Source organism: Uruburuella testudinis (assembly GCF_022870865.1).
GTDB classification, from domain to species: Bacteria; Pseudomonadota; Gammaproteobacteria; order Burkholderiales; family Neisseriaceae; genus Neisseria; species Neisseria testudinis.
On sequence record NZ_CP091508.1, the window covers coordinates 2,175,628 to 2,198,672 of the forward strand.

A 23,045-nucleotide genomic window follows, 5' to 3' on the forward strand; every position below is an offset into this window, starting at 1 on the left:
AAAATCCCCCTCGTAAACGAATGGTCAGGACACCCCGGGCAACAAACCAAATTTGCCAGCCAAAACCGCACCCCTTACCGACAGGCCGTCTGAACCCATGAATGTTGCTTTTTCCGCCTTTCCCGCCCGCATGTGGCTGCTGTTGTGCATTGCCCTGGTGCTGGTTCCGCTTACTGTCATCATGGCGGCCTTAGGTGATTTCGACGCCGAAATCTGGGCGTTTCTGCTCGAATTCCAATTGCCCGAGCTGATCAAAAATACTTTGCTGCTGGCGGCCGGTGTGGGTGTCGGCGTGGCTTTTTTGGGCACATCCGCGGCCTGGCTCACCACCATGCACGAGTTTCCGCTGCGGCGTTTTTTCTTTTGGGCGATGATGCTGCCGCTGGCAGTGCCCGCTTATGTATTGGCCTTTACCCAGCTTGGTTTGTTTGACTATACCGGCCCCATCAATACTTGGTTGCGCACACATTACGGCATAGAGCATGCCTTGCCGGAAGTGCGCAACGGCTTCGGGCTGACCGCAGTGATGAGCCTCACGTTTTACCCGTATGTGTATCTGCTGGCGCGCAATGCGTTTGCGGGCATGGGGCAACGGGCGCTGGAAGCAGGCGCTTCGCTGGGCTTGTCGCCCGGGCAGGCGTTTTTCAAAGTGGCGTTGCCGATGGCGCGGCCGTGGATTGCCGGCGGCACGGTATTGGCGCTGATGGAAACGCTGGCCGACTTCGGCACGGTATCGGTGTTCGGCTACGACACTTTCACCACCGCCATTTATCAGGCCTGGTTTGACTTTTTCTCACTCGAAACCGCCAAACAATTGGCCGCGCTGCTGGTGACGGCGGTGTTTGTGCTGTTGGCGCTGGAACAACTCAGCCGCGGCCGCCGCCGTTACCATCAGGCCGGCAAAGCGCAGCGGCAGCGGCGCAAACCGCTTTCAGGCCGTCTGAAATGGCTGGCAACGGCTTATTGCGGCCTGATTTTAGCGGCAGCATTTTTTATTCCGCTGCTGCAATTATTGTGGTGGGCTTACGATACTTGGCACGACGGTTTCAACACTTCATTGTGGCTGCAAGCCTGGCATTCGTTTGCCGCCTCGCTGCTGGCCGCGCTGCTGGTGGCCGCCGCGGCTCTGCTGCTGGCACTGGCCAAACGCGCCGACAAAAGCCGTTTTGCCGCCGTGGCCGCGCGCATCGCCACGCTGGGCTACGCCATTCCCGGCACGGTATTGGCGGTGGGCGTGTTTGTGCCGGTGGCGTGGCTGGATAATGTGCTCATCGAATCGCTGCACCTGCCCGAAGGCACCACCGGCATATTGAAAGGCACGCTGGCGGTGATGCTGGCAGCGTATTTAATCCGTTTTCTGGCGGTGGGTTATGCGGCAATAGAAGCCGGATTGGAGCGCATCAGCCCGGCCCAGGCCGAAGCGGCGCGCTCGTTGGGCTGCACCGGCTCCGGCGTATTGCGGCGTGTGTATCTGCCGCTCTTGAAAGGCGCGCTGGGCACGGCGGTGTTGATGGCGTTTGTCGACATGATGAAAGAAATGCCCATCACGCTGATGACGCGCCCGTATGACTGGGACACGCTGGCCGTGCGCGTGTATGCCTTTACGGCTGAAGGCCAATACGCCAACGCCGCCCTGCCCGCCTTATTGATTGTACTCACCGGCCTGGTGCCTGTGATTTTGTTTTCGCGCTCGGAGCCGAACCGATGATTTTAGAAATAAACAATGTTCATCTCTCTTTTGATACGGCGGCCATTCTGCAAGGTCTCAACCTCACCCTGCAACAAGGTGAAACCGCCTGCCTGCTCGGTCATTCCGGCTGCGGCAAAACCACCGCCCTGCGCGCCATTGCCGGATTTGAGCAGCCCGACAGCGGCCTGATTGCGCTGCGGCAGCGTATTCTTTCAGACGGCCAAAGCTTTATCCCGCCGCACTTGCGCCGCATCGGCATGGTGTTTCAAGATTACGCCTTGTTTCCGCATCTGAATGTGGCCGACAACATCGCCTTCGGCCTAAACCGCCAACCTGCCGCCCGCCGACGCGCCCGTGTCGCCGAATTATTGCAACTGGTGGGTCTGCCCGATTACGGCCGTCATTATCCGCACCAACTCTCCGGCGGCCAGCAGCAACGCGTGGCGCTGGCCCGTGCGCTCGCCCCCAAACCCGATTTGATTTTGCTCGACGAGCCGTTTTCCAATCTCGATGCCGATTTGCGCACCCGCTTGTCTAAAGAAGTGCGCGCGCTGCTCAAGCAGGAAAACACCAGCGCCATTCTGGTTACCCACGACCAGCAGGAAGCCTTTGCCATGGCCGACAAAATCGGCATCATGGCAGCAGGCCGTCTGCAACAATGGGACACGCCCTACAATCTCTACCACCATCCCGCCACCCGCGACATCGCTGCCTTTATCGGCCAAGGCGTATTGCTGCGCGGGCAGATAAGCGGCAGCAACTGCGTGCGCCTGGCAGTGGGCGAATTCTGCGGCACCGTGCCGCACCACTGCCAAAGCTGCCGCGAAGTGGATGTGCTGCTGCGCCCCGATGATGTGGTGCACGATGATGCCAGCCCGTTTCAAGCCGAGGTGTCGGATAAAGATTTCAAAGGCAGCTATTTTATCTACACGCTCAAGCTCGACAGCGGCGAAACCGTGCTCGCCCACGTGCCCGGCCACCACGACCACCCCATCGGCAGCCGCATCGGTATCCGGCTGGAGTTGGAAAATCTGATTGCATTTCCGCGCACTTAACAGCCTAATCGTTTCAGACGGCCTGAATATATGATACAAAGGCCGTCTGAAAACCTTAGGCACAATCCTATGAACACCATTCTGATTACCGGCTGCTCCAGCGGCATCGGCTACGACACCGCCAAACAGCTGCACGCACTGGGCTGGCGTGTATTTGCCTCCTGCCGCCGTGCCGAAGATGTGGCGCGCCTGCACAGCGAGGGCCTCACCGACGCACTCTGCCTCGACGTCACCGACAGCGCCCAAATCGAAGCGGCTTTTGCACACATTCTCAGCGCCACCGGCGGCCGGCTCGATGCGCTGTTTTGCAACGCCGGCTACGGCCAAGTGGGCGCAGTCGAAGACATCCCGCGCATTGCCCTGCACCAGCAGTTCGACACCAACGTATTCGGCGCGTGGGAATGCATTACCCACGCCATGAAAACCTTCCGCCGCCAAGGGCACGGGCGCATTTTGGTCAACAGCAGCATTCTGGGCTTTGCCGCCATGCCCTGGCGCGGTGCCTACAACAGCAGCAAATTCGCCCTCGAAGGCCTGTGCGACACCTTGCGCCACGAAACCCACGGCAGCCGTATTTTTGTGAGCCTGGTCGAGCCCGGGCCGATTGCCACCCGTTTCCGCCCCAACGCCTTGGAAAAATTCCGCCAATATATCGATATCGGCGCCAGCATCCACGCCGACAGCTACCGCGCCCAGCTCAACCGCCTCGAAGCCAAAGGCGATGCCGCGCCGTTTACCATGAGTTCGCCCGATTGCGCCGCCGTATGCGTGAAAGCGCTCACCGCCGCCAAGCCCAAACCGCGCTACCGCGTTACCCTGCCCACACAGGTGTTTTGGTATTTGAAACGGCTGCTGCCCACACGCTGGCTCGATGCGGTGCAACGGGCTGCGGTGAGCGGGCAAGGCAACAATCATTAATGCCGCCTGTGAATGGGTATGACTGCTTGCAGCAACCCACTTTGGCGATATCAAAGCAGCGCATCATCAAGCCGATGAACGGCATTTGCACCCTCTTGCGCACACCCGCTTGCGCTTATCCGCTTGTGATGCATTGATTTGAGTTTTACCATATCTCATAACTTATCTTGAACTCACGTTAAAAAACCCCATGCAAACACTCTACCTTGCTTCCGGCAGCCCGCGCCGCCGCCAAATTCTCGAAAACCTCGGCTACACGATTATCCGCCTGAGCGCCGACATTGATGAAACGCCCCACCCAAGCGAGCCGGCCGGCGATTACGTCATCCGCATGGCGCGTGAAAAAAACGCCGCCGCCTTAGCGCAATGGCAGAAGGCGCACGAGGGCGCGCCGGCATACCCCGTGCTCACCGCCGACACCACGGTGGCCTTAAACAACTGCATTCTCGGCAAACCCGAATCCGCCGCCGATGCCCGCAACATGCTGCAACAACTGTCGGGCAGCGTGCATCAAGTGCTCACCGCCGTGTGCGTGCATTGGCAGGGGCAAACTTCAAGTGTCGTACAGCAAAGCGATGTACGCTTTAAAAACTTGAGCACCGCCGAAATCGATGCCTACATCAACAGCGGCGAGCCGGCAGACAAAGCCGGTGCTTACGGCATACAAGGCCTCGGCGGCATCTTTGTGGCCGATTTGCACGGCAGTTTCACCGGCGTGATGGGGCTGCCTGTTTATGAAACTGTCGGCCTGCTGGCATCATTCGGCCTAAACGTGCCGCCGTTTCAGACGGCCTGATCTGTGCGTTTGACAGGCATTATTTTTGCAGACGGCGTTTGCCCGTCGGATAATCTGAAGCCTGATAATCCGTAATCCGTGTAGGCCGTCTGAAACCGAAACATTTTTTTCCACACCCGTTTTCAGACGGCCTTATATTGGTTCAGGCCGTCTGAAATCAAAAATACCCATTCACAAAAATAACCTAACAGCGTTGGCTCGCCGTCTTGTTCGCTGACTTTTGTGAATGAGTATCAACCCCACAACCGCCACGGCTTTTCGGGTTGGCATCAAGCCTTGATTTCGCGTATAGTAGGCAGATTTCAAAATCTTACCGGCCATGCTGTTTTCCGGCCGCCGGCGCCTGTATTGCCTTCGGCCCGCCGCCTTGCTCACTTGCTTTTGTGAACGGATATGCGCGCCTTGAAAATATTTTTGCCATCCGCTTTCGCCGTTTGAGAACCGATGGCAAAACTATTTTAAAAATTTCAGGATGTTAATATGTTATCCGGTATTCCCCTGCCCAAAGACATCGTGCGCCCGCCCGAAACCGTGCTGGTCAACATCACGCCGCAGGAAACGCGCGTGGCCATGCTCGAAGAAAACAACATCTGCGAGCTGCACATCGAGCGCAACAGCGGCCACGGCCTGGTGGGCAATATCTATCTGGGCGTGGTGCGGCGCGTTTTGCCCGGCATGCAGAGCGCGTTTATCGATATCGGGCTGGAGCGCGCAGCGTTTCTGCACATTGTCGATGTGCTCGAACAGCGCCAAAACCCCGATGAAACGCAGCGCATCGAACATATGCTGTTTGAAGGGCAGTCGGTGCTGGTGCAAGTGATTAAAGACCCGATTAACACCAAAGGCGCGCGCCTTTCCACACAGATTTCGCTGGCCGGGCGCTTTCTCGTGCACCTGCCGCAAGACGACCACATCGGCATTTCGCAACGCATCGAAGACGAAAACGAGCGCAACAGCCTGCGCGGGCGGCTCAACAACCTGCTGCCGGCCGATGCCAGCCACGGCTACATCATCCGCACCAGCGCCGAAACCGCCACCGATGCCGAATTGCAGGCCGATATCGACTACCTCACCAAAGTGTGGGCGAATATCCGCCACCAATCCAAAACCCGCCCGCCCGAAACGCTGCTCTATCAAGATCTGCCGCTCTCATTGCGCGTGTTGCGCGATATGTTTAACGACAACACCCGCGAAATTTTGGTCGATTCTAAAGAAAACCACCAGCGCATGCGCGAATTTGCCGAGCAATACGTGCAGGGCGCGGTCGATAAAATCCAGCTTTTCAAAGGCGACCGCCCGCTGTTTGAAACCCACAACATCGAGCAGGAAATCAACCGCGCCCTGCAACCGCGCGTCAACCTCAATTTCGGCAGCTATCTGATTATCGAAGCCACCGAAGCCATGACCACCATCGATGTGAACACCGGCGGCTTTGTGGGCGCCCGCAATTTTGATGAAACCATTTTCAAAACCAACCTCGAAGCCTGCCACACCATCGCCCGCGAGCTGCGCCTGCGCAACCTCGGCGGCATCATCATCATCGACTTTATCGATATGACGCTCGACGCTCACCGCGAAGCCGTGTTGCAGGAGCTGGCCAAAGCGTTGGGCTTCGACCGCACCCGCGTTACCCTCAACGGCTTCACCAGCCTCGGCTTGGTCGAGCTCACCCGCAAGCGCACCCGCGAAAACCTCAACCACGTATTGTGCGAGCCCTGCCCCACCTGTCAAGGCAGAGGCCATCTGAAAACCGCTCAAACCGTGTGCTACGAAATCCAGCGCGAAATCGTGCGCGAAGCCCGCCGCTACGATGCCCAAAGCTTCCGCATCCTGGCCGCGCCCAATGTGATTGATCTGTTTCTCGACGAAGAATCACAATCGCTGGCCATGCTGATTGATTTTATCGGCAAACCGATTTCACTGGCGGTGGAAACGGCTTATACGCAGGAGCAATACGATATTGTGTTGCTGTGATACCCATTCACCACCATCCCAAATCAATAAAAAAGGCCGTCTGAAACCCTGTTTCAGACGGCCTTTGCTATGCAGAATAATTACTGCGCTTTAGCCACTTTACGCCAATGGTGCAGCAGCGGCTCGGTATAGCCGTTGGGCTGTTGCGTGCCGCGGAACACCAAATCGCAGGCGGCTAGGAAAGCGGGGGAGGAATCGAAACGACCAACCATCGGCGTGTAGAAAGGATCGCCTTCGTTTTGGCCGTCGACCACACCGGCCATGCGCGCCAGCGTTTCGCGCACTTGCGCTTCGCTGACCACGCCGTGGAGCAGCCAGTTGGCGATGTGTTGGCTGGAAATACGCAGCGTGGCGCGGTCTTCCATCAGGCCGACGTTATGGATATCGGGCACTTTCGAGCAACCCACGCCCTGCTCGATCCAGCGCACCACATAGCCGAGAATGCCCTGGCAGTTGTTGTCGAGTTCTTGCTGAATGTCTTCGGCCGACCAATCGCGCTGTGCATCCAGCGGAATGGTGAGCAAATCATCAAGATAGGCTTTCGGCTCTTGCGCCAGCAATTCTTTTTGCACGTCAAACACATTGACCTGATGATAATGCAGCGCATGCAGGGTGGCGCCGGTGGGCGACGGCACCCAAGCGGTGGTGGCACCTGATTTGGGGTGGCCGATTTTCTGCTTGAGCATTTCGGCCATCATGTCGGGCATCGCCCACATGCCTTTGCCGATTTGCGCTTTGCCGGGCAGGCCGCATTGCAGGCCGACTTGCACGTTGTTCAATTCATAAGCCTGAATCCATTTGCTCGCCTTCATGTCGCCCTTGCGCACCATCGCGCCGGCCAGCATCGAGGTGTGCATTTCATCGCCGGTGCGGTCGAGGAAGCCGGTGTTGATAAACACCACGCGTTCGCGCGCTTCGTAAATACAGGCGGCCAAGTTCACCGAAGTGCGGCGTTCTTCGTCCATAATGCCCATTTTGAGAGTATTCTTCGGCAGCTTGGTCAGCACTTCGATAAATTCAAACAAGTTGTTGGCAAACCGCACTTCTTCAGGGCCGTGCATTTTCGGTTTCACGATATACACCGAGCCGGAGCGGCTGTTGGTGTTTTCGCTGCGCTCCAGATCGAAAGGTGCAATCAGCGCGGTCATCACGCCGTCGAGTATGCCTTCGGGCACTTCGTTGCCGTGTTTGTCCAACACCGCCGGCGTGGTCATCAGGTGGCCGACATTGCGGATAAACAGCAGCGAGCGGCCGGGCAGCTTGAAGGTGCCGCTGCCGTCGGGCGCGGTGTATTCGCGGTCGGGATTGAGCGCGCGGGTGAAGGTTTGGCCGCCTTTGCTCACTTCTTCCGCCAGCGTGCCGTTCATCAGGCCGAGCCAGTTGGCATACACCAGCGCTTTGTCTTCGCCGTCTACGGCGGTTACCGAGTCTTCACAGTCCATAATGGTGGAAAGTGCGGCTTCGAGAATCACGTCTTTCACGCCCGCCGGGTCTTGTGCGCCGATGGGGCTGTTTTTATCGATTAAGATATCAATGTGCAGGCCGTTGTGTAAAAACAATAACGATGTCGGCGCATCGGCACTGCCGTTGTAGCCTGCAAATAATTCGGGCGCGGCCAAGCCGGTTTCGCTACCGTCTTTCAGTTTGGCGTTCAGACGGCCTGACACCACCTGATAAGCCACGACGTCTTTATGGCTGCCGGCGGCCAGCGGAATGCTGTAGTCCAACACATCGCGGGCAAACGCAATCACGGCATCGCCGCGCACGGGGTTATACCCTTTGCCCGGTGCCAAATCACCGCTCTGATCGATCGCGTCGGTGCCGTACAGCGCATCATAAAGGCTGCCCCAGCGGGCGTTGGCGGCGTTGAGCGCATAGCGGGCGTTGTTAATCGGCACTACCAGCTGCGGCCCGGCCTGCTCGGCCAGCTCGCGGTCGACGTTTTCGGTGGATACTTTAAATTCAAGTGGTGTATCAACCAGATATTCCTGCTCGTTCAGAAATGTTTTGTAGGCAGCCAAATCGACAACCGGGCCGGGGTTGTTGCGGTGCCATTGGTCGATCTGCATCTGAATGCGGTCGCGCTTTTCGAGCAAATCGCGGTTGAGCGGTGCAAATTTGTGCACCAAATCAGAGAAGCCCTGCCAGAATTCGGCCGATTGCACGTGCGGATGCTTGGCCAGTACTTCGTTTTCGATAAATTGATATAAATGATTGTCCACCTGCAAATCAGCGGCGGCGGTGTAGCTGTATGCCATCTTGAAGTTCTCCTGTGTTCTTTTTTTCTCATACGCCCCCACTGAATCGTGAAAGCCTGACACGAAAATACCACTATTTGCCTGAATAATCCATAGCCCGAAAGCGACTTTTCAGCAACATGCCGTCTGAAAAAACATTTTTTCCAACAATGGGTTTCACACGGCTACAGAAAATTTGCCATAGAATAACGGCTCTACTTCGAAACACAGCCGGGTTATGCCGATACGATTACATCAATGCATCGAGATACTCAATCCAATGCATCACCGGCGTGGCCGTGCCGCTGCCCAAATGGGCGATGCAGCCGATATTGGCCGATAAAACCACATCAGGTTTGAGCGCGTTCAGACGGCCTAATTTGTTGTCGCGCAATTGTTGCGACAATTCGGGCTGGAAAAAAGAATATGTGCCTGCCGAGCCGCAACACAAATGCGCGTCTTGCGGCAGCAGCACGGTCATGCCCAATTCGGCAAACAAAGCTTCCACGCTGCCTTTGAGCTGCTGGCCGTGTTGCAATGTGCAGGGCGGATGGTAGGCCAGCGTTTGCGGGGGCGCATCGGTTTTCATTTTGGTGCGGATGTGCGCCGCTTCGCCGGCCAGTATTTCGACAATGTCTTTTGCGGCGGCACTGATTCGGGCGGCTTTGTCTGCATATTGCGGGTCATGGCGCAAATGGCGGCCGTATTCTTTCACGGTTGCACCGCAGCCCGAAGCGTTGATTAACACCGCCTCCGCACCCGCTTCCAGCAGCGGCCACCAAGCATCGATATTGCGGCGCATATCATTGAGGCTTTTTTCTTGCACACTCATGTGCAGATTGACCGCACCGCAGCAGCCGGCATTTTGCGGGCGCAGCAGCTGGATACCGAGCTTGTCGAGCACACGCAAAGTGGCGTTGTTGATATTGGGCGACATGCCCGGCTGCACACAGCCTTCGAGCATCACCATTTTGCGCCCGTGCACGGCTTGCGGCACCTGCCCTGCCGCTTTTTTGGCCATCACTTTGCCGCGGAGCGCCTGCGGCAGCAACGGCCGCAGCGCTTGCGCCAGGCGGTAGCTGTGTTCGAAAACGCTGCGGTTGAGCATCAGCCGGCGCAAAGTTTCGCGTTTGAAGGTTTCCAGCGGCGGCCGGCCGAGCTGTTTTTCGATTTCGTGGCGGCCGATATCCGCCAGATGGCCATACTGCACCCCCGACGGACAGGTGGTTTCGCAGCTGCGGCAGGTGAGGCAGCGGTCGAGGTGAAGCTGCATCTGCGGCGTGGCGTTCATGCCTTCGAGCAGTTGCTTGATTTGGTAAATGCGCCCGCGCGGGCCGTCGAGCTCATCGCCGGTGAGCTGGTAGGTGGGGCAGGTGGCGGTGCAAAAGCCGCAATGCACGCAGTTGCGCAAAATCTCGTCGGCCACTTTGCCCTCGGGCGTGTTTTTAATAAAATCAGCCAAATTGGTTTGCATGGTGGTGTTCTTTTAAAGTGGGTATTCAGTTATCTTGATGAATTCTCTTTAACTTTTTCCCAAACCGTTTCAGACGGCCTTAAAAATCGGGATACATTCTGCCCGGGTTGAAAATACCGCTCGGGTCGAAGTGCTGTTTCAAGCGCCGGTTAATCGCCAGCACGGCCTCGGGCAGCGGCGTGAACACGGTTTCGCCTGCCGCCGCCCGGCCGCGGAACAAAGTGGCATGGCCGCCGGCGTTTTGTGCCAACGCGCGCATTTCTTGCGCCGCCGCACCGCTGCGATACCAGCGCAGGCCGCCGCCCCACTCCATCGCCGCCAAGCCCTCGGCCACCGCCACCGGCGCGGTATCGGGCACAGAAATGCGCCACAGCCGCTCGCCCTCGGCCAAGCTAAACTCAGGCCGCGCCTGTTCGCGCACCAAACGCCACCAGTCGCGCGAAACGGCTTCATCCATACGCTCGCCGCCGAGCAGGCCGACAGCGGTTTGCACACCGGCTTCGGTGCCGCATAGGCGCAGGCTCAAGATGCCGTCTGCCCAAAAACCGGCGGTAAGCGGAAAAGGCTGCCCCATCAGCGCATTGAGCTTGGGCACGGCTTCGGCGGCGCTGCTTTCAAATTGCAGGGTGGCCTCTGCAAACGGCTGCGGCAACACTTTCAGCGACACTTCAGTCATTACGCCCAACGTGCCGAGCGAACCGGCCAACAGCCGCGCCACATCATAACCGGCCACGTTTTTCACCACCGTGCCGCCAAAATGCAGATATCCGCCCTTGCCGTCGAGCAGCCGCGCGCCGAGCACAAAATCTTTTACCGCGCCCGCATGCGCCCGCCGCGGCCCGGCCAAACCTGCCGCCACCGCACCGCCGATGGTGGCGCCGCTGCCGAAATGCGGCGGCTCAAACGGCAATACTTGGCGGCTTTCGGCCAAGGCCGCTTCAATTTCGGCCAGCGGCGTACCGGCACGGGCGGTGATAACCAGCTCGGCGGGGTCGTAAGCCACGATGCCGCTGTGTTCGCGGGTATCCAACATCTCGGCATTATCGGGCCGCGCCGCCTCGCCGTAAAAATCTTTCGTGCCGCCGCCGCGTATAGTGAGCGGAATATGGTCGCGGGCAGCATTCAGAATCTGCTCGCGCATTCGGGTCAGGGTATGTTCCATAATATCGTTTTCTTTTCAGACGGCCTCAATCTTTTTGAAACCGCAATGGTGTGTTTGATGTGTTGTAAATTCGCCACGATGGTAAAAGTCATCATCACCGGCATCGACCACGCGCTCCATTTGCTGATATGCGCCGCCGACCACGCGCCGATTTGGTTGGGATACTGCCAAATGCCGGCAAAGATGCTGATATTTTCCGCCGGCCAGATAAAAAAGCCGATCAACACAAAAGCCGGCAGCAGCGGCATTTTGTGTTTGCGGTCATCAGGCTTGAAATACACGGTGGTGCGCGCATACAGCCCCAGCGCGAAAGCCGCCGCCCACTAAAACATCTGCCAACCCAGCAATATCACACGCGCTTATCGCTCAAAACTTAAGATTCGCGGGCAGAGCCTGCGCTATATTCATTTTTGCAGCCTAGGGTATCCTGACAATTTGATTTATAGGTGTATTTTGCCCCTGAAAATCCCTCCATAAACGAATGGCCATGACACCCAAGGCCGTCTGAAAACTAAAACCGTTCCAATTCGGGAAACTTCATCGCCCCGCGCGGAATATGCATACGCCCGTATTCGGCACAGCGGTTTTTGGTGGGAATGGCTTTATCGGCGTTCAACAGGCCGCTGGGGTCGAACGCGAATTTCACGCCCCAAAACGCCTCACGTTCGGCTTCGGAAAACTGCACACACATGCCGTTGATTTTTTCAATGCCCACACCGTGTTCGCCGGTGATGGTGCCGCCGAGGCGCACACATTCTTCCAAAATATCGGCGCCAAACGCTTCGGCCTGCGGCCATTGCCCCGCGGCAGAATCAAACAGAATCAGCGGGTGCATATTGCCGTCGCCGGCATGAAACACATTGATGCACTGAAGCCCGTATTTTTCTTCCATTTTGGCGATGCTGCGCAACAGCGTGCTGATGTAGCGGCGCGGCACGGTGCCGTCCATGCAGTAATAATCGGGCGCCATTTGCGCGGCGGCGGGAAAGGCATTTTTTCGCCCCGACCAAAACGCCAGCCGCTCGATTTCATTGCGCGACACTTGAATCCGAATCGCACCGCTTTGCTCGAATACGGCAATCATGCGCGCGATTTCTTCGGCCACTTCTTCGGGCGTGCCGTCTGATTCGCACAATAAAATCGCTTCGGCGCGGGTGTCGTAGCCGATTTTCAGGTAGCTGTCGATGGCGCGGGTGGCGGGGCCGTCCATCATTTCCAGCCCGGCGGGGATAATACCGGCGGCAATCACGGCGGCAACGGCATCACCCGCTTTGCCCATATCATCAAAGCTGGCCATAATCACCTGCGCCGTGCGCGGCTTGGGCACGAGTTTTACCACCACTTCGGTCACCACCGCAAACATACCCTCGCTGCCGACAAACACGGTGAGCAAATCCAACCCCGGCGCATCATAGCCCCCGCCGCCCAATTCAATCACGCTGCCATCCATGGTCACCGCACGCACTTTCAACACATTGTTGACGGTCAGCCCGTATTTCAAACAATGCACGCCGCCGGAATTTTCGTTGACATTACCGCCGATGCTGCATGCCAGCTGGCTCGACGGGTCGGGCGCATAATAAAGCTCGTGCGGCGCCGCAGCCTCAGAAATCGCCAGATTGCGCACGCCCGGCTGCACCGTGGCCGTGCGCGCCTGCGGATTGACGTTGAGGATATTGTTCAGCTTGGCGGTCGACAACACAATGCCGCCGGGCGTGGGCATCGCGCTGCCCGCCAGCCCCGTGCCCGCACCGCGCGGCACCACCGGCACGCCCAAGCGCATACAGGTTTTCAACACGGTTTGCACTTGCGCCTCATCAGCCGGCAGCACCACGCCCAACGGCAGTTGCGTAAACGCCGCCAGCGCATCACATTCATACGGCGTGATTTCAGATAATTCGGTCAGAAAGTGCAGCCCTTGCCATTCCTGCCGCAAAGTGGCCAGCAAAGTTTCCCGTTGCGCCTCAGAAAGCGGCGCGCGCGCTTGCGGTTCCATACGTTTCCTTATATGGGTTGGACGGCCGTCTGAAAAGGCTTCAGACGGCCTGTTGAAACTGAGTGTAATCATAACAGCTTTTAACCATCGGATACAGCCGCCCTCAGGCCGTCTGAAGACGGTTTGCAGCTTGAAAGACAAACCGAATCAGGCGATAATCGGCATCTCTACCCTCCAAATAAAAAGGTATCCCAATGGCTTCTCAACTGGCAAACGCCATCCGCTTCCTCTCCGCCGACGCTGTACAAAAAGCCAATTCCGGCCACCCCGGTGCGCCGATGGGCATGGCCGAGATGGCCGAAGTGTTGTGGACGCAGTTTTTAAACCACAACCCCGCCAACCCCAAATTCTACAACCGTGACCGTTTTGTCTTGTCCAACGGCCACGCCTCGATGATTCTCTACAGCCTGCTGCACCTCACCGGCTACAATGTTTCTATTGATGATTTGAAAAACTTCCGCCAATTACACAGCAAAACACCCGGCCACCCCGAATACGGCTACACCGACGGTGTGGAAACCACCACCGGCCCTCTGGGACAAGGCATTGCCAATGCGGTGGGTTTTGCGCTGGCCGAAAAACTGCTGGCCGAAGAGTTTAATAAAGACGGCCTGAATATTGTCGACCACCACACTTATGTTTTTATGGGCGACGGCTGCCTGATGGAAGGCGTGTCGCACGAAGCCTGCTCGCTCGCCGGCACGCTGGGCTTGGGCAAACTGGTGGTTTTGTATGATGACAACAACATCTCCATCGACGGTAAGGTAGACGGCTGGTTTACCGAAAACATTCCCGGGCGCTTCGAAAGCTACGGCTGGCATGTGGTGCCGAACGTCAACGGCCACGACACCGCTGCACTGAAAGCCGCCATCGAAGCCGCCCGCGCCGAAACCGGCAAACCCTCCATCATCTGCTGCAAAACCCTTATCGGTAAAGGCGCAGCCACTAAAGAAGGCAGCCACAAAACCCACGGCGCACCGCTGGGCGCGGAAGAATTGGAAGCCACGCGCAAACATTTGGGCTGGAATTACGGCGCGTTTGAAGTGCCGCAAGAAGTGTATGACGGCTGGAATGCCAAAGAAAAGGGCGCCAAACTGGAAAACGAGTGGAACGAGCTGTTTGCGCAATACCAAGCCAAATTCCCCGCCGAAGCCGCCGAATTCACCCGCCGCATGGATAAAAAGCTGCCCGACAATTTCGAGCAACACGTTCAGACGGCCTTGAAAGCCGTGTGCGACAAAGCTGAAAAAATCGCCACCCGCAAAGCCAGTCAAAACAGCATCGAAATTCTGGCTGAAGTATTGCCCGAATTTGTCGGCGGTTCGGCTGATTTGACCCCGTCCAACCTCACCGACTGGTCAAACAGCGTCGCCGTTACCCCCCACAGCGGCGGCAACTATATCCACTACGGCGTGCGCGAATTCGGCATGGCGGCCATTATGAACGGCCTCTCCCTGCACGGCGGCGTGAAGCCTTTCGGCGCCACCTTCCTGATGTTCAGCGAATACTGCCGCAACGCCCTGCGCATGGCCGCGCTGATGAAAACCAACCCGATTTTCGTGTTTACCCACGATTCTATCGGTCTTGGCGAAGACGGCCCCACCCACCAGCCGGTCGAGCAAACCGCTACCCTGCGCCTGATTCCCAACATGGCCGTATGGCGCCCGTGCGACACCGCCGAATCGCTGATTGCCTGGAGCGAGGCCGCCAAAGCCGCCGACCACCCGAGCTGCCTGATTTTCAGCCGCCAAAACCTGCCGTTTATCGCCCGCAGCGAACAACAGCTTGCCGACATCAAACGCGGCGGCTACGTGATTCGCGCAGCTGAAGGCGGCGAGGCACAAGCCGTGATTATCGCCACCGGCTCCGAAGTAGAATTGGCCTTAAACGCGCAAACCGTGTTGGCCGAACAAGGCGTGTTTGTGAACGTGGTGTCGATGCCCTCTACCAATGTGTTTGACCAACAGGATGGCGAATACCAAAGCAGCGTATTGCCGCAAAACCTGCCGCGCATCGCTGTAGAAGCCGGCGTGACCGACGGCTGGTACAAATATGTGGGCTTAAACGGCGCGGTTATCGGCCTCAACCGTTTCGGCGAATCGGCACCGGCGGAAGAATTGTTTAAAGAATTCGGCTTCACCGTCGACCACGTGGTGGAAGTGGTAAAAAATGTTTTATAATTAATCTTTAAATATCAATTATTTAAATATCAACAAAGGCCGTCTGAAAAGTTTCAGACGGCCTTTGCTTGCTGTATTTTTATCTGCATCGGCTTGTGCGCTATCCCCGTTTGGCAACAAACCGGCTCCGTCATCTGTTTGCCCGCAAAGTAAAAACCCGCAAAAGCGCCGCTTTTCCGCCTCGGCACCCCCCGTAATCTGCTAAATTTCATTACAATAACCCTCAGACAACAACCACAAAACCCTGCCGAAATACACATGCTCAAACGCTGGAAACACAAGCTCCCCACCCGTGAAAAAATTTTCGCCTCACGCTTTTTCAAACCCTTCGCCCATTTGTTTGACAAGCCCGAATACTGGGCCTTCAAGCGCGACAAAGTGGCGCTTTCGGTAGCCATCGGCCTGTTTTGCGGCATGCTGCCCGCGCCCACACAATTTTGCTTTGCGCTGGTGTTGGCTTACTTTTTACGCACCCATCTGCCCATCGCTCTGTTCAGCACCCTCTACACCAACCCGCTCACACTGATTCCGCTGTATGTGGCCGCCTACAAACTCGGCAGCTGGCTGCTCTACGGCAGCATGCCGCTGACCGAGCTGGTGATGCCGGCGCTGGACGATGCCGGTTTTTGGCAGCAAGCCGCCGCCTGGGCCGCCCGCTTCGGCGCACCGCTGGCCGCCGGAGTATTAACCATCGGCGCCCTGCTGGCATTGGCCGGCTATGTGCTGGTGCAACTGATTTGGCGCTGGCGCATCCACCGCCGCCAAAACGTGCGCAAACAGCGTGCCGCCGCACGGATCAGCCCTCAGCGCCATGAGCCTTAAAATATCGTGTTATGCACTGAAAAATTTCCGATAGCAAACAGGCAAAACCAAAATACGCCGCCCATGATGAGAGGCCGTCTGAACCTTTTTCAGACGGCCTCTCATCTTGTTTATAACCGTTTAACTTCATCATCATACAAAATATCAAACACTTGTATCCGACAAATGGTTTGATGTTCTTGTGATTGCAAATGATTTTGGCCGTCTGAAAAATGTCAGATTTGAGAATCCGGCCTATAGGGTATGGCGTGGGTTCTGTTCACGAAAACTCTAAACGTGCAAAAGGCCGTCTGAAACTTTTCAGACGGCCTGTCATTATATTTTATAGCTGTTTGACTTCATCGTCATACACAGCAGCCAGCCCGCGTTTTCCTCATTAAAAAAATGCACGGCAGGCCATCCTGCTCTACCGTGCATCTCCATCTTGCCGGCACATCTCAGGCATGTTTGCCCAGCCATTCGACCGCCAGCGCCCACAACTGCTGCGATTGGCGGCTGAAAAATTTCATATGGCCGATATGCCGCAAGCCGTAATCGGCGGGCTGCAACAGCAACCGTTCAGACGGCATGGCGCTGAACACGGCCATCATTTCCTTAACATTCTTTTCAGTAGCAATATCATCATCCGGCGCATGCAGCCACAACGAGGGCATCGCCAGCGTGTCGTAAAGATGTGTGTGCACCGTTTTGCCCAGTGCCATTTTCACATAGCCGCTGCCGTTACACCATTCGCTCCATTCGCGGGCAACCCCGCGCGGCAGCGTTTCGCCCATGCCCAACCATTGATTGCGGGCGCAGCCGAACACGGCATTGGAAAGCGGCATAAACACACGCATAAAAAACGCCGCCTTAGCGCGAAACGGCATCGCCATATTGCGCACCGAGCCGGAAGAGCAGGCCACGTTAAACACTGATTTCAAGCCGCCGGCATTGGGCATCAGCCCGATCAGCTGACCGCCGGCGCTGTGGCCGATCAGATGGTGGGAAACACCGGGAAAGAGCTGCTGCAATTCATCGAGCACCGCCGGCATATCGTTTTGCCCCCAGCTCACCAGCGATGCCTGCGAATCTTTCACCGCGCCGTGCAGCGAGCCACCCAAACCTTGATTGTCGAACGTGATTACCGCATAGCCTGCCGCGGCCAGATATTCGGCAAACGGGCGGTAAAAGCGGCGCAACATGCCGGTCGCCGGCGCCAGCATCACGGCCGCACGCACTTCACCGGGCGGGTAAAACACCGTTGCCGCCAGCACGCCGCCGTTGGCGGTGTTGATGGCAATATCTTCTGTCTGTGCGCTCATTGGCGGCTCCTTGTTTGCGGGGTGGTCGGGCTTTGCGGTTTCATACCCATCCATAAAAATAACCTAACGGCGTTGGCTCGCCTTGCCGTGCGTGCTGTCTTCGGCTCGCCGCCTTGTTCGCTTACTTTTATGAATAGGATTACTATAAAACAGATCGCCGGGATCCGGCAACTTGGCTGCCAGGGTGTCCTAACCATTCGTTTAGGAGGGGATTTTTGCCCCTGAAAATGCAGATGCCAGGCAAAAAACGCAGCAAGATTGAACATCTTGCGAGGCTTTTTGACGCAGCAGAGGCGTTTTCAGGGGCAAAATACACCCGTAAATCGAATGGTCAGGACACCCTAAAGCAAACACACCAAAACGATATCATGCTAAAGGCCGTCTGAACAAAAAGCTTCAGACGGCCTTTAGCATGATTCTATTCAATCTGCGTGGCGAATGCATCAACAAATAGTCTCAATAAATAATCGATAGTGAAATTGAGCAAAAAAGTGATACAAAGCAGCAATCCGCAAACAATACAACAAGGCAGCAACGCCGCATCACTTTTTATTCATTTCATCATTTGCGGCGGCGGTGATGATGCCCATTTGTCCATCCGCGCCTGCAAGCGGGCAACATCGTCGCGCAGGCGGTCGACTTCGGCGGTCCAGGCTTCAAACTCTTCACGGGTAATCACCGGCGCTTCCGGCTCGCGGGCGTAGTCGCCCAGCTGCCCCATCAGGCTTTGGCCGATTTGCTTCAATGTTTGCGCCACCTGCGCGGTGCGTGCGCTGATGCCGCCGGCAACGGCATCGCCAAACAAACGGCTCAAATCGTCGTTGGCATAATAACGCAGGCTGCCCAACAGCGGCAGCAAGGCCAAAGCCAGGGCGGTATCGCCTGCCAGCGCCACATCGCCCACGCCCGGCGTTTGCCCTTGCAGCACTTTTTGCAGCGCCGAATGCTGAAACGTGATTTCCGCATCGGCGGCGCGCTCGCTGGCTTCGAGAAAACCCTCGGCGTTAAAACGGCCTTTGATGTGCAACCCGGCGGCGTTCACGGCCACAACGATACCGTTATATCCCGCCAGCACGGCCTGGGTTTCGCGGTTTTGCTGAATCAGGTGGTTGATTATGGGCAGGGCAAGCATATGCGGCTCCTAGCGGCCGTCTGAATGTTTCAGACGGCCTGTATTGTAAAATCATCAAAAGCAGTGGTCACGGTTTTGCCGCCGCTGCGGTCGGCCATATCGAAAGCAGCTTCGGGCAGGCCGAGTTTGGCCGCTTCGGCACGGTAAAACTGATGTTTGGGCGGGTGTTGCGGCTCCACGATATTGCGGACGCGGATGCCGCCCGGCGTGCAGGCCGCCTGATACAGCGCGGCCACTGCCCAACCACGGTGCAGCATATTTACCGGACGGTGCGCACCAGCGATGCTGCTGCGTTTGAGCAGGCTGGTCAGCGGATGGCGTTGGGCGCAATAAAGGCCGCCCAGCCGCAAAATATCAATATGGGGCACGCCGCTTTGCAACAACAGCTGCTCTGCGGCCATAATGTTGACAGCGCCGGCAGTGGCCGGCTGCGGCGGGCTGTGTTCGTCGCACACCCGTTCGCCGTCGCCATACACGCTGATGCTGCCCGCATACACAATATGCTGCACGCCAAACTGCTGTGCCAGCGCCAGCCAGCCGCCGATAACGGCGGGATAATCGTTTAGCGCAGAAGGCGGCAACAGGCAGATCCACACGGGTTTATCCGCCCAATGCTGCTGCCAAAAGGCTTCTTGAAAAACCCCGACACGGTTCAAATCGGCGGTATCAAGCGCGACGGGCAGGTTGATGTCGTCCGATGTCAGCCTGCGTTTGAGCGCGGCCACGCGGCTGCCTTGTTCAAACAGCTTTTCCGCCAGCGGCCGGCCTAAATAGCCCATGCCCAAAATGGCGGCATCGGGCGCATTCATGATGTGCTTTCGGCAGCATTCTGCCAGCTCGGGGTTACCCATTTTTGCGCTTCAACAAAGCGGTAGGCTGCCATTTCCTGCAACAGTTGCGCCGGGGTTTCGGCCACACACAACAGGCTCATATTGGCTTGCGGCATAAAGCCGGCGTCGGCGGTTTGCTGCATCATCGCCAGCAGCGCATCGAAAAAGCCGTTGATGTTCAACACGCCCACAGGCTTGTCGTGCAGCCTCAATTGCGCCTGCGAGAGCACTTCAAACAATTCTTCGTAAGTGCCCAAGCCGCCGGGCATGGCGATAAAGGCATCGGCCAGCGCAATCATCTGATTTTTGCGGGTGGTCATGTCGGGCGTTTCAATCAGCCGGGTCAGGCCGGTGTGGGCCACTTCTTTTTCACGCAAAAAAGTGGGAATCACGCCGATTACCTCGCCGCCGGCCTGCATGGCCGCATCGGCCACGGTGCCCATCAGGCCGATTTTGCCGCCGCCATACACCACGCGGCTGCCGCGGGCGGCAATGGCTTTGCCCATATCGCAGGCGGCTTGATAATAGGCCGGGGTATTGCCGAGATTGGAGCCACAATATACAACGATGTTTTTCATGCTGCTTACACTCTGATTACGGTTTGTTAATGGCTATGGCCGTTGCACTGAAGCATCCTACTTTATTATCCCGCCCGGCCGCCACACTGCCTTCGGCCTGCTGCCTCGTATGATGATTCAGTGCAACCGCTGTATTTATTCTGTTGATAACGGCAAAGGCCGTCTGAACACTACAATACGGCCTGCGGATATGCGCCGATAATTTTCACAAATGAAGCGCGTTCGTTCAGCGCCGACAATGCCGCCTGCACCCTCGGTTCGCTTTCATGACCTTCGATGTCGATAAAGAAAAGGTAGTCCCACAAGCCCGAACGGCTGGGGCGGCTCTCGAATTTGGTCATCGAAATGCCTTGCTCGGTAAACGGCCGCAACAGCGCATTAACTGCGCCGGCTTTATTGGGGGTAGACACCACCATCGAGGTTTTGTCGCGGCCGGTGGCGGTGGTATCTTGATGGCCGAGCACCAAAAAGCGGGTGGTGTTATTGGGCTCGTCTTCGATATTGTCGGCCACTTTGGCCAACCGGTAAAGCTCGGCGGCGGTTTGGCCGGCAATCGCGGCCACTGATGTATCGTCGCTCTCGGCAGCCATGCGGGCGGCTTCGGCATTGCTCGACACGGAAATACGCATGGCATCGGGCAGGTTGCGGCTCAGCCATTCATGGCATTGCGCCAGCGCCTGTGCATGAGCATACACCCGGGTGATGCCGTGCATATCGTTGCTGCTTTTGCGCAGCAAATGATGATGAATGCGCAACACCACTTCGCCGCAGGCGCGCAACGGCGAGGTAGACAATAAATCCAGCGTCCGCCCTACCGACCCTTCGGTAGAATTTTCCACCGGCGCCACCACATAATCGGCCTGGCGCGCTTCCACCAGGCGGAAGCCTTCGTCTACCGTGTTGCAGGCCAATGTGAGGGCGGCATGGCCGAAATGTTTGATGGCCGCCTGCTGTGTAAAGGTGCCGGCGGGGCCGAGATAGGCAATTGTGAGCGGGCGTTCTACCGCCAGACATTCGCTCATCACCTCGCGAAACAGCCGTGCCACCGCCTCGCCCGGCAAGGGGCCGGGGTTTAATGCCTGAATACGGCGCAAGACTTCGGCCTCGCGCTCAGGCCGGTAAACCGCACCGGTGCCTTTCAATTCGCCGATGGCACGTGCGTGCGCGGCACGTTCGTTGAGCAGGCGCAACACAGCAAGGTCGATTTCATCAATGGCTTGGCGGTGCGGCAACAGTTTATCATCGGCAGACATGGCATTCCTTTTATTGGATTGGCTTTTAATGGGAATAAGCGGGCATTTTATCATTAAAGAAAGGCCGTCTGAACGTTTGATTTTGCAAATCGGCGTTCAGACGGCCTCAAGCTGGTTTTTCAAACACACGGTTAATGAAATCCGCTGCGGCGCGAAGGCTGCCAGGCTTGCCGTGAAAATGCCAGCAGCAACACAATACCGCACACGGTAGAGGCCAGCATCATGCCCGCCATTACCTGCGGCGTGCCGTTGTGCAGCCAAGTGGTGAGCATGCCCACAGCCGCGCCAATCAGCGATTGGCACACCCCCAGCACCGCATTGGCGCTGCCGCCTTCGGCCTTGAAATAGCCCATAAAGCAGGCCTGTGTGTTGGCGGTAATCAAGCCTTGCGTGCCCACCGACAGCATCACGCAGCCCACCAGCCACCAAAGCGGTGGCTGGCCTTGCAGCAGCACCGCCGCCAGCATCAGCACATTGGCGGCAAACTGGATAATGATGCCCCATTTTAAAATATCTTGCGCATCGCTGCCGGTTTTCAACTTCCAGGCCGTTATCCGGTTAAACGTGCCCATGGTAATGATGTTCAGGCCGAAAATCCAGGCATACGCGTGCGCCGACACGCCGTAAAGGTTCATATACACAAACGATGATTCGGTTAAAAACACAAACATCGATGAAAAGCTGAATGCCTGAAAAAACAAAAAACCCAGCGCCGGCGTGGTGCGCAGCACTTGCCGGTAGCGCCCGGCCACTTTACCGAAAATGCCGCGGCCGATTTTATCGGTGTGCACCGGCTTGGCCAAAAAGCGGTAAAGCAAGCCCCACACCACCAAGGCATACACGGCTAAGAAAGCAAAAATCAGCCGCCAGCCGCCCAAAGCCTGCAAGGCCGCGCCCAACATCGGTGCCACCAGCGGCGCCGCCATCATGATGATGCCGATTAATGCAAACATCTGCGCCGCCTGCCGCCCTTCATAATTGTCGCGCACAACCGCGCCCACCACCACCACGGTCATGCCGGCGCCAAATGCCTGCACCATCCGCAGCAGCAACAATTGCTCAACCGAATGAATCAGCGTTAAGCCGATTACGCTGGCGATATACACCAACAGGCCGCTCAACGCCACCACGCGGCGCCCTTTGATATCGGAAATCGAACCGCCCACCAGCTGCCCCGCCGCCACGCCGAACATAAATGTGCTCAAACTTTGCTCGATACGGTGGATATTGGCGCCGAGCGCCTCGGCCATCGAGGGAATCGCCGGCAGATAGGCATCAACGGAAAACGGCATAATGGCCACCAGCAGCGCCAATAAAGTGGCCATCTGCTTGTCGCTCAGCGTTTGCGGGGCTTGGGTCATGGTGTCTTTCAAAAACGGCAAGCCGCCCGAAGGCGGCCGCATCAACAGAAACATATTTAGAAACTGCTTGAATTATACGCGTTTTTCAGACGGCCTGAAAGCATGTTGATCAACACCGGAGGCGGGCCGTTTGATGCCTATTCATAGAAATCCCGCATAAACGAATGGTCAGAACATCCTAGCTCGCCTTGCCGTCTTTACAGCTTACTTTTATAAACGTATACATGAATATGAACGGCTGTATTCAAAAAAAAAGGCGATACGTTTGACCGTACCGCCCAAGCTG

The 23,045-nt window shown here is 57.1% G+C and carries 19 protein-coding genes; 8 read left to right on the top strand and 11 right to left on the bottom strand.

Going from position 1 to position 23,045, the window contains the following annotated elements; genetic code table 11:
- Positions 1-97 precede the first annotated feature (97 nt).
- The 5 genes from LVJ83_RS10010 (at position 98) to rng (ending at position 6,433) form a co-directional block, all read left to right on the top strand.
- Complete coding sequence (locus LVJ83_RS10010; RefSeq protein WP_244784356.1) at positions 98-1,708, top strand: ABC transporter permease; 1,611 nt, start codon at positions 98-100, stop codon at positions 1,706-1,708.
- Entirely contained in the window at positions 1,705-2,745 is a 1,041-nt protein-coding gene (locus LVJ83_RS10015) for an ABC transporter ATP-binding protein (RefSeq protein WP_244784357.1), read from the top strand. Before LVJ83_RS10010 ends, LVJ83_RS10015 begins: the two co-directional genes overlap by 4 nt.
- 69 nt (positions 2,746-2,814) lie before the next feature.
- The gene (locus LVJ83_RS10020; RefSeq protein WP_244784358.1) at positions 2,815-3,663 is read left to right on the top strand and encodes an SDR family NAD(P)-dependent oxidoreductase; all 849 of its coding nucleotides are present in this window, start codon (positions 2,815-2,817) and stop codon (positions 3,661-3,663) included.
- Between the two features lie 190 nt (positions 3,664-3,853).
- Entirely contained in the window at positions 3,854-4,459 is a 606-nt protein-coding gene (locus LVJ83_RS10025) for a Maf family protein (protein ID WP_244784359.1), read from the top strand.
- Positions 4,460-4,939: 480 nt separating this feature from the next.
- Positions 4,940-6,433: a ribonuclease G gene (gene rng / locus LVJ83_RS10030; RefSeq protein WP_244784360.1), complete on the top strand. Its 1,494-nt coding sequence runs from the start codon at positions 4,940-4,942 to the stop codon at positions 6,431-6,433.
- Positions 6,434-6,513: 80 nt separating this feature from the next.
- Here rng and LVJ83_RS10035 read toward each other — a convergent pair whose 3' ends face one another.
- The 5 genes from LVJ83_RS10035 to LVJ83_RS10055 form a co-directional block, all read right to left on the bottom strand.
- The gene (locus LVJ83_RS10035; protein ID WP_244784361.1) at positions 6,514-8,691 is read right to left on the bottom strand and encodes a malate synthase G; all 2,178 of its coding nucleotides are present in this window, start codon (positions 8,689-8,691) and stop codon (positions 6,514-6,516) included.
- 229 nt (positions 8,692-8,920) lie between these two features.
- Entirely contained in the window at positions 8,921-10,144 is a 1,224-nt protein-coding gene (glcF, locus tag LVJ83_RS10040) for a glycolate oxidase subunit GlcF (protein WP_244784362.1), read from the bottom strand.
- A 79-nt stretch (positions 10,145-10,223) separates the two neighbouring features.
- On the bottom strand, positions 10,224-11,306 hold the full coding sequence (gene glcE, locus LVJ83_RS10045) for a glycolate oxidase subunit GlcE (RefSeq protein ID WP_244784363.1): 1,083 nt from the start codon (positions 11,304-11,306) through the stop codon (positions 10,224-10,226).
- A complete protein-coding gene (locus LVJ83_RS10050; protein ID WP_280515236.1) occupies positions 11,291-11,611 on the bottom strand; it encodes a DUF817 family protein in 321 nt (106 codons plus the stop codon). The genes glcE and LVJ83_RS10050 overlap by 16 nt, the downstream gene beginning before the upstream one ends.
- A 206-nt stretch (positions 11,612-11,817) precedes the next feature.
- Entirely contained in the window at positions 11,818-13,302 is a 1,485-nt protein-coding gene (locus LVJ83_RS10055) for an FAD-linked oxidase C-terminal domain-containing protein (RefSeq protein ID WP_244784365.1), read from the bottom strand.
- Positions 13,303-13,496: 194 nt separating this feature from the next.
- On the opposite strand from LVJ83_RS10055, the gene tkt reads away from it, so the two are divergent.
- On the top strand, positions 13,497-15,482 hold the full coding sequence (tkt, locus tag LVJ83_RS10060) for a transketolase (RefSeq protein WP_244784366.1): 1,986 nt from the start codon (positions 13,497-13,499) through the stop codon (positions 15,480-15,482).
- Positions 15,483-15,740: 258 nt separating this feature from the next.
- On the top strand, positions 15,741-16,304 hold the full coding sequence (locus tag LVJ83_RS10065; protein WP_244784367.1) for a DUF2062 domain-containing protein: 564 nt from the start codon (positions 15,741-15,743) through the stop codon (positions 16,302-16,304).
- A gap of 437 nt (positions 16,305-16,741) precedes the next feature.
- On the opposite strand, the gene LVJ83_RS10070 is transcribed toward LVJ83_RS10065, so the two are convergent.
- Complete coding sequence (locus LVJ83_RS10070; RefSeq protein WP_244784368.1) at positions 16,742-17,605, bottom strand: alpha/beta hydrolase family protein; 864 nt, start codon at positions 17,603-17,605, stop codon at positions 16,742-16,744.
- A gap of 215 nt (positions 17,606-17,820) precedes the next feature.
- Between LVJ83_RS10070 and LVJ83_RS10075 the strand changes: the two genes are divergently transcribed.
- Positions 17,821-17,991, top strand: a complete 171-nt coding sequence (locus tag LVJ83_RS10075) for a hypothetical protein (RefSeq protein WP_244784369.1) — start codon at positions 17,821-17,823, stop codon at positions 17,989-17,991.
- Between the two features lie 167 nt (positions 17,992-18,158).
- Here the strand turns inward: LVJ83_RS10075 and LVJ83_RS10080 are convergent, their stop codons facing one another.
- The 5 genes from LVJ83_RS10080 to LVJ83_RS10100 all read right to left on the bottom strand — a co-directional run bounded on the left by LVJ83_RS10080 (position 18,159) and on the right by LVJ83_RS10100 (position 22,759).
- Positions 18,159-18,737, bottom strand: coding sequence for an SCP2 domain-containing protein (locus LVJ83_RS10080; RefSeq protein WP_244784370.1), 579 nt, complete (start codon positions 18,735-18,737; stop codon positions 18,159-18,161).
- Positions 18,738-18,766: 29 nt separating this feature from the next.
- Positions 18,767-19,546, bottom strand: a complete 780-nt coding sequence (locus LVJ83_RS10085) for a Rossmann-fold NAD(P)-binding domain-containing protein (protein WP_244784371.1) — start codon at positions 19,544-19,546, stop codon at positions 18,767-18,769.
- Complete coding sequence (locus LVJ83_RS10090; protein ID WP_244784372.1) at positions 19,543-20,145, bottom strand: LOG family protein; 603 nt, start codon at positions 20,143-20,145, stop codon at positions 19,543-19,545. Before LVJ83_RS10090 ends, LVJ83_RS10085 begins: the two co-directional genes overlap by 4 nt.
- Before the next feature lie 170 nt (positions 20,146-20,315).
- Positions 20,316-21,398 carry a prephenate dehydratase gene (gene pheA / locus LVJ83_RS10095; RefSeq protein ID WP_425316000.1) on the bottom strand — a complete coding sequence of 361 codons (1,083 nt, stop codon included), beginning with the start codon at positions 21,396-21,398 and terminating at the stop codon, positions 20,316-20,318.
- Positions 21,399-21,529: 131 nt separating this feature from the next.
- Positions 21,530-22,759 carry a multidrug effflux MFS transporter gene (locus LVJ83_RS10100; RefSeq protein WP_244787735.1) on the bottom strand — a complete coding sequence of 410 codons (1,230 nt, stop codon included), beginning with the start codon at positions 22,757-22,759 and terminating at the stop codon, positions 21,530-21,532.
- Positions 22,760-23,045 lie beyond the last annotated feature (286 nt).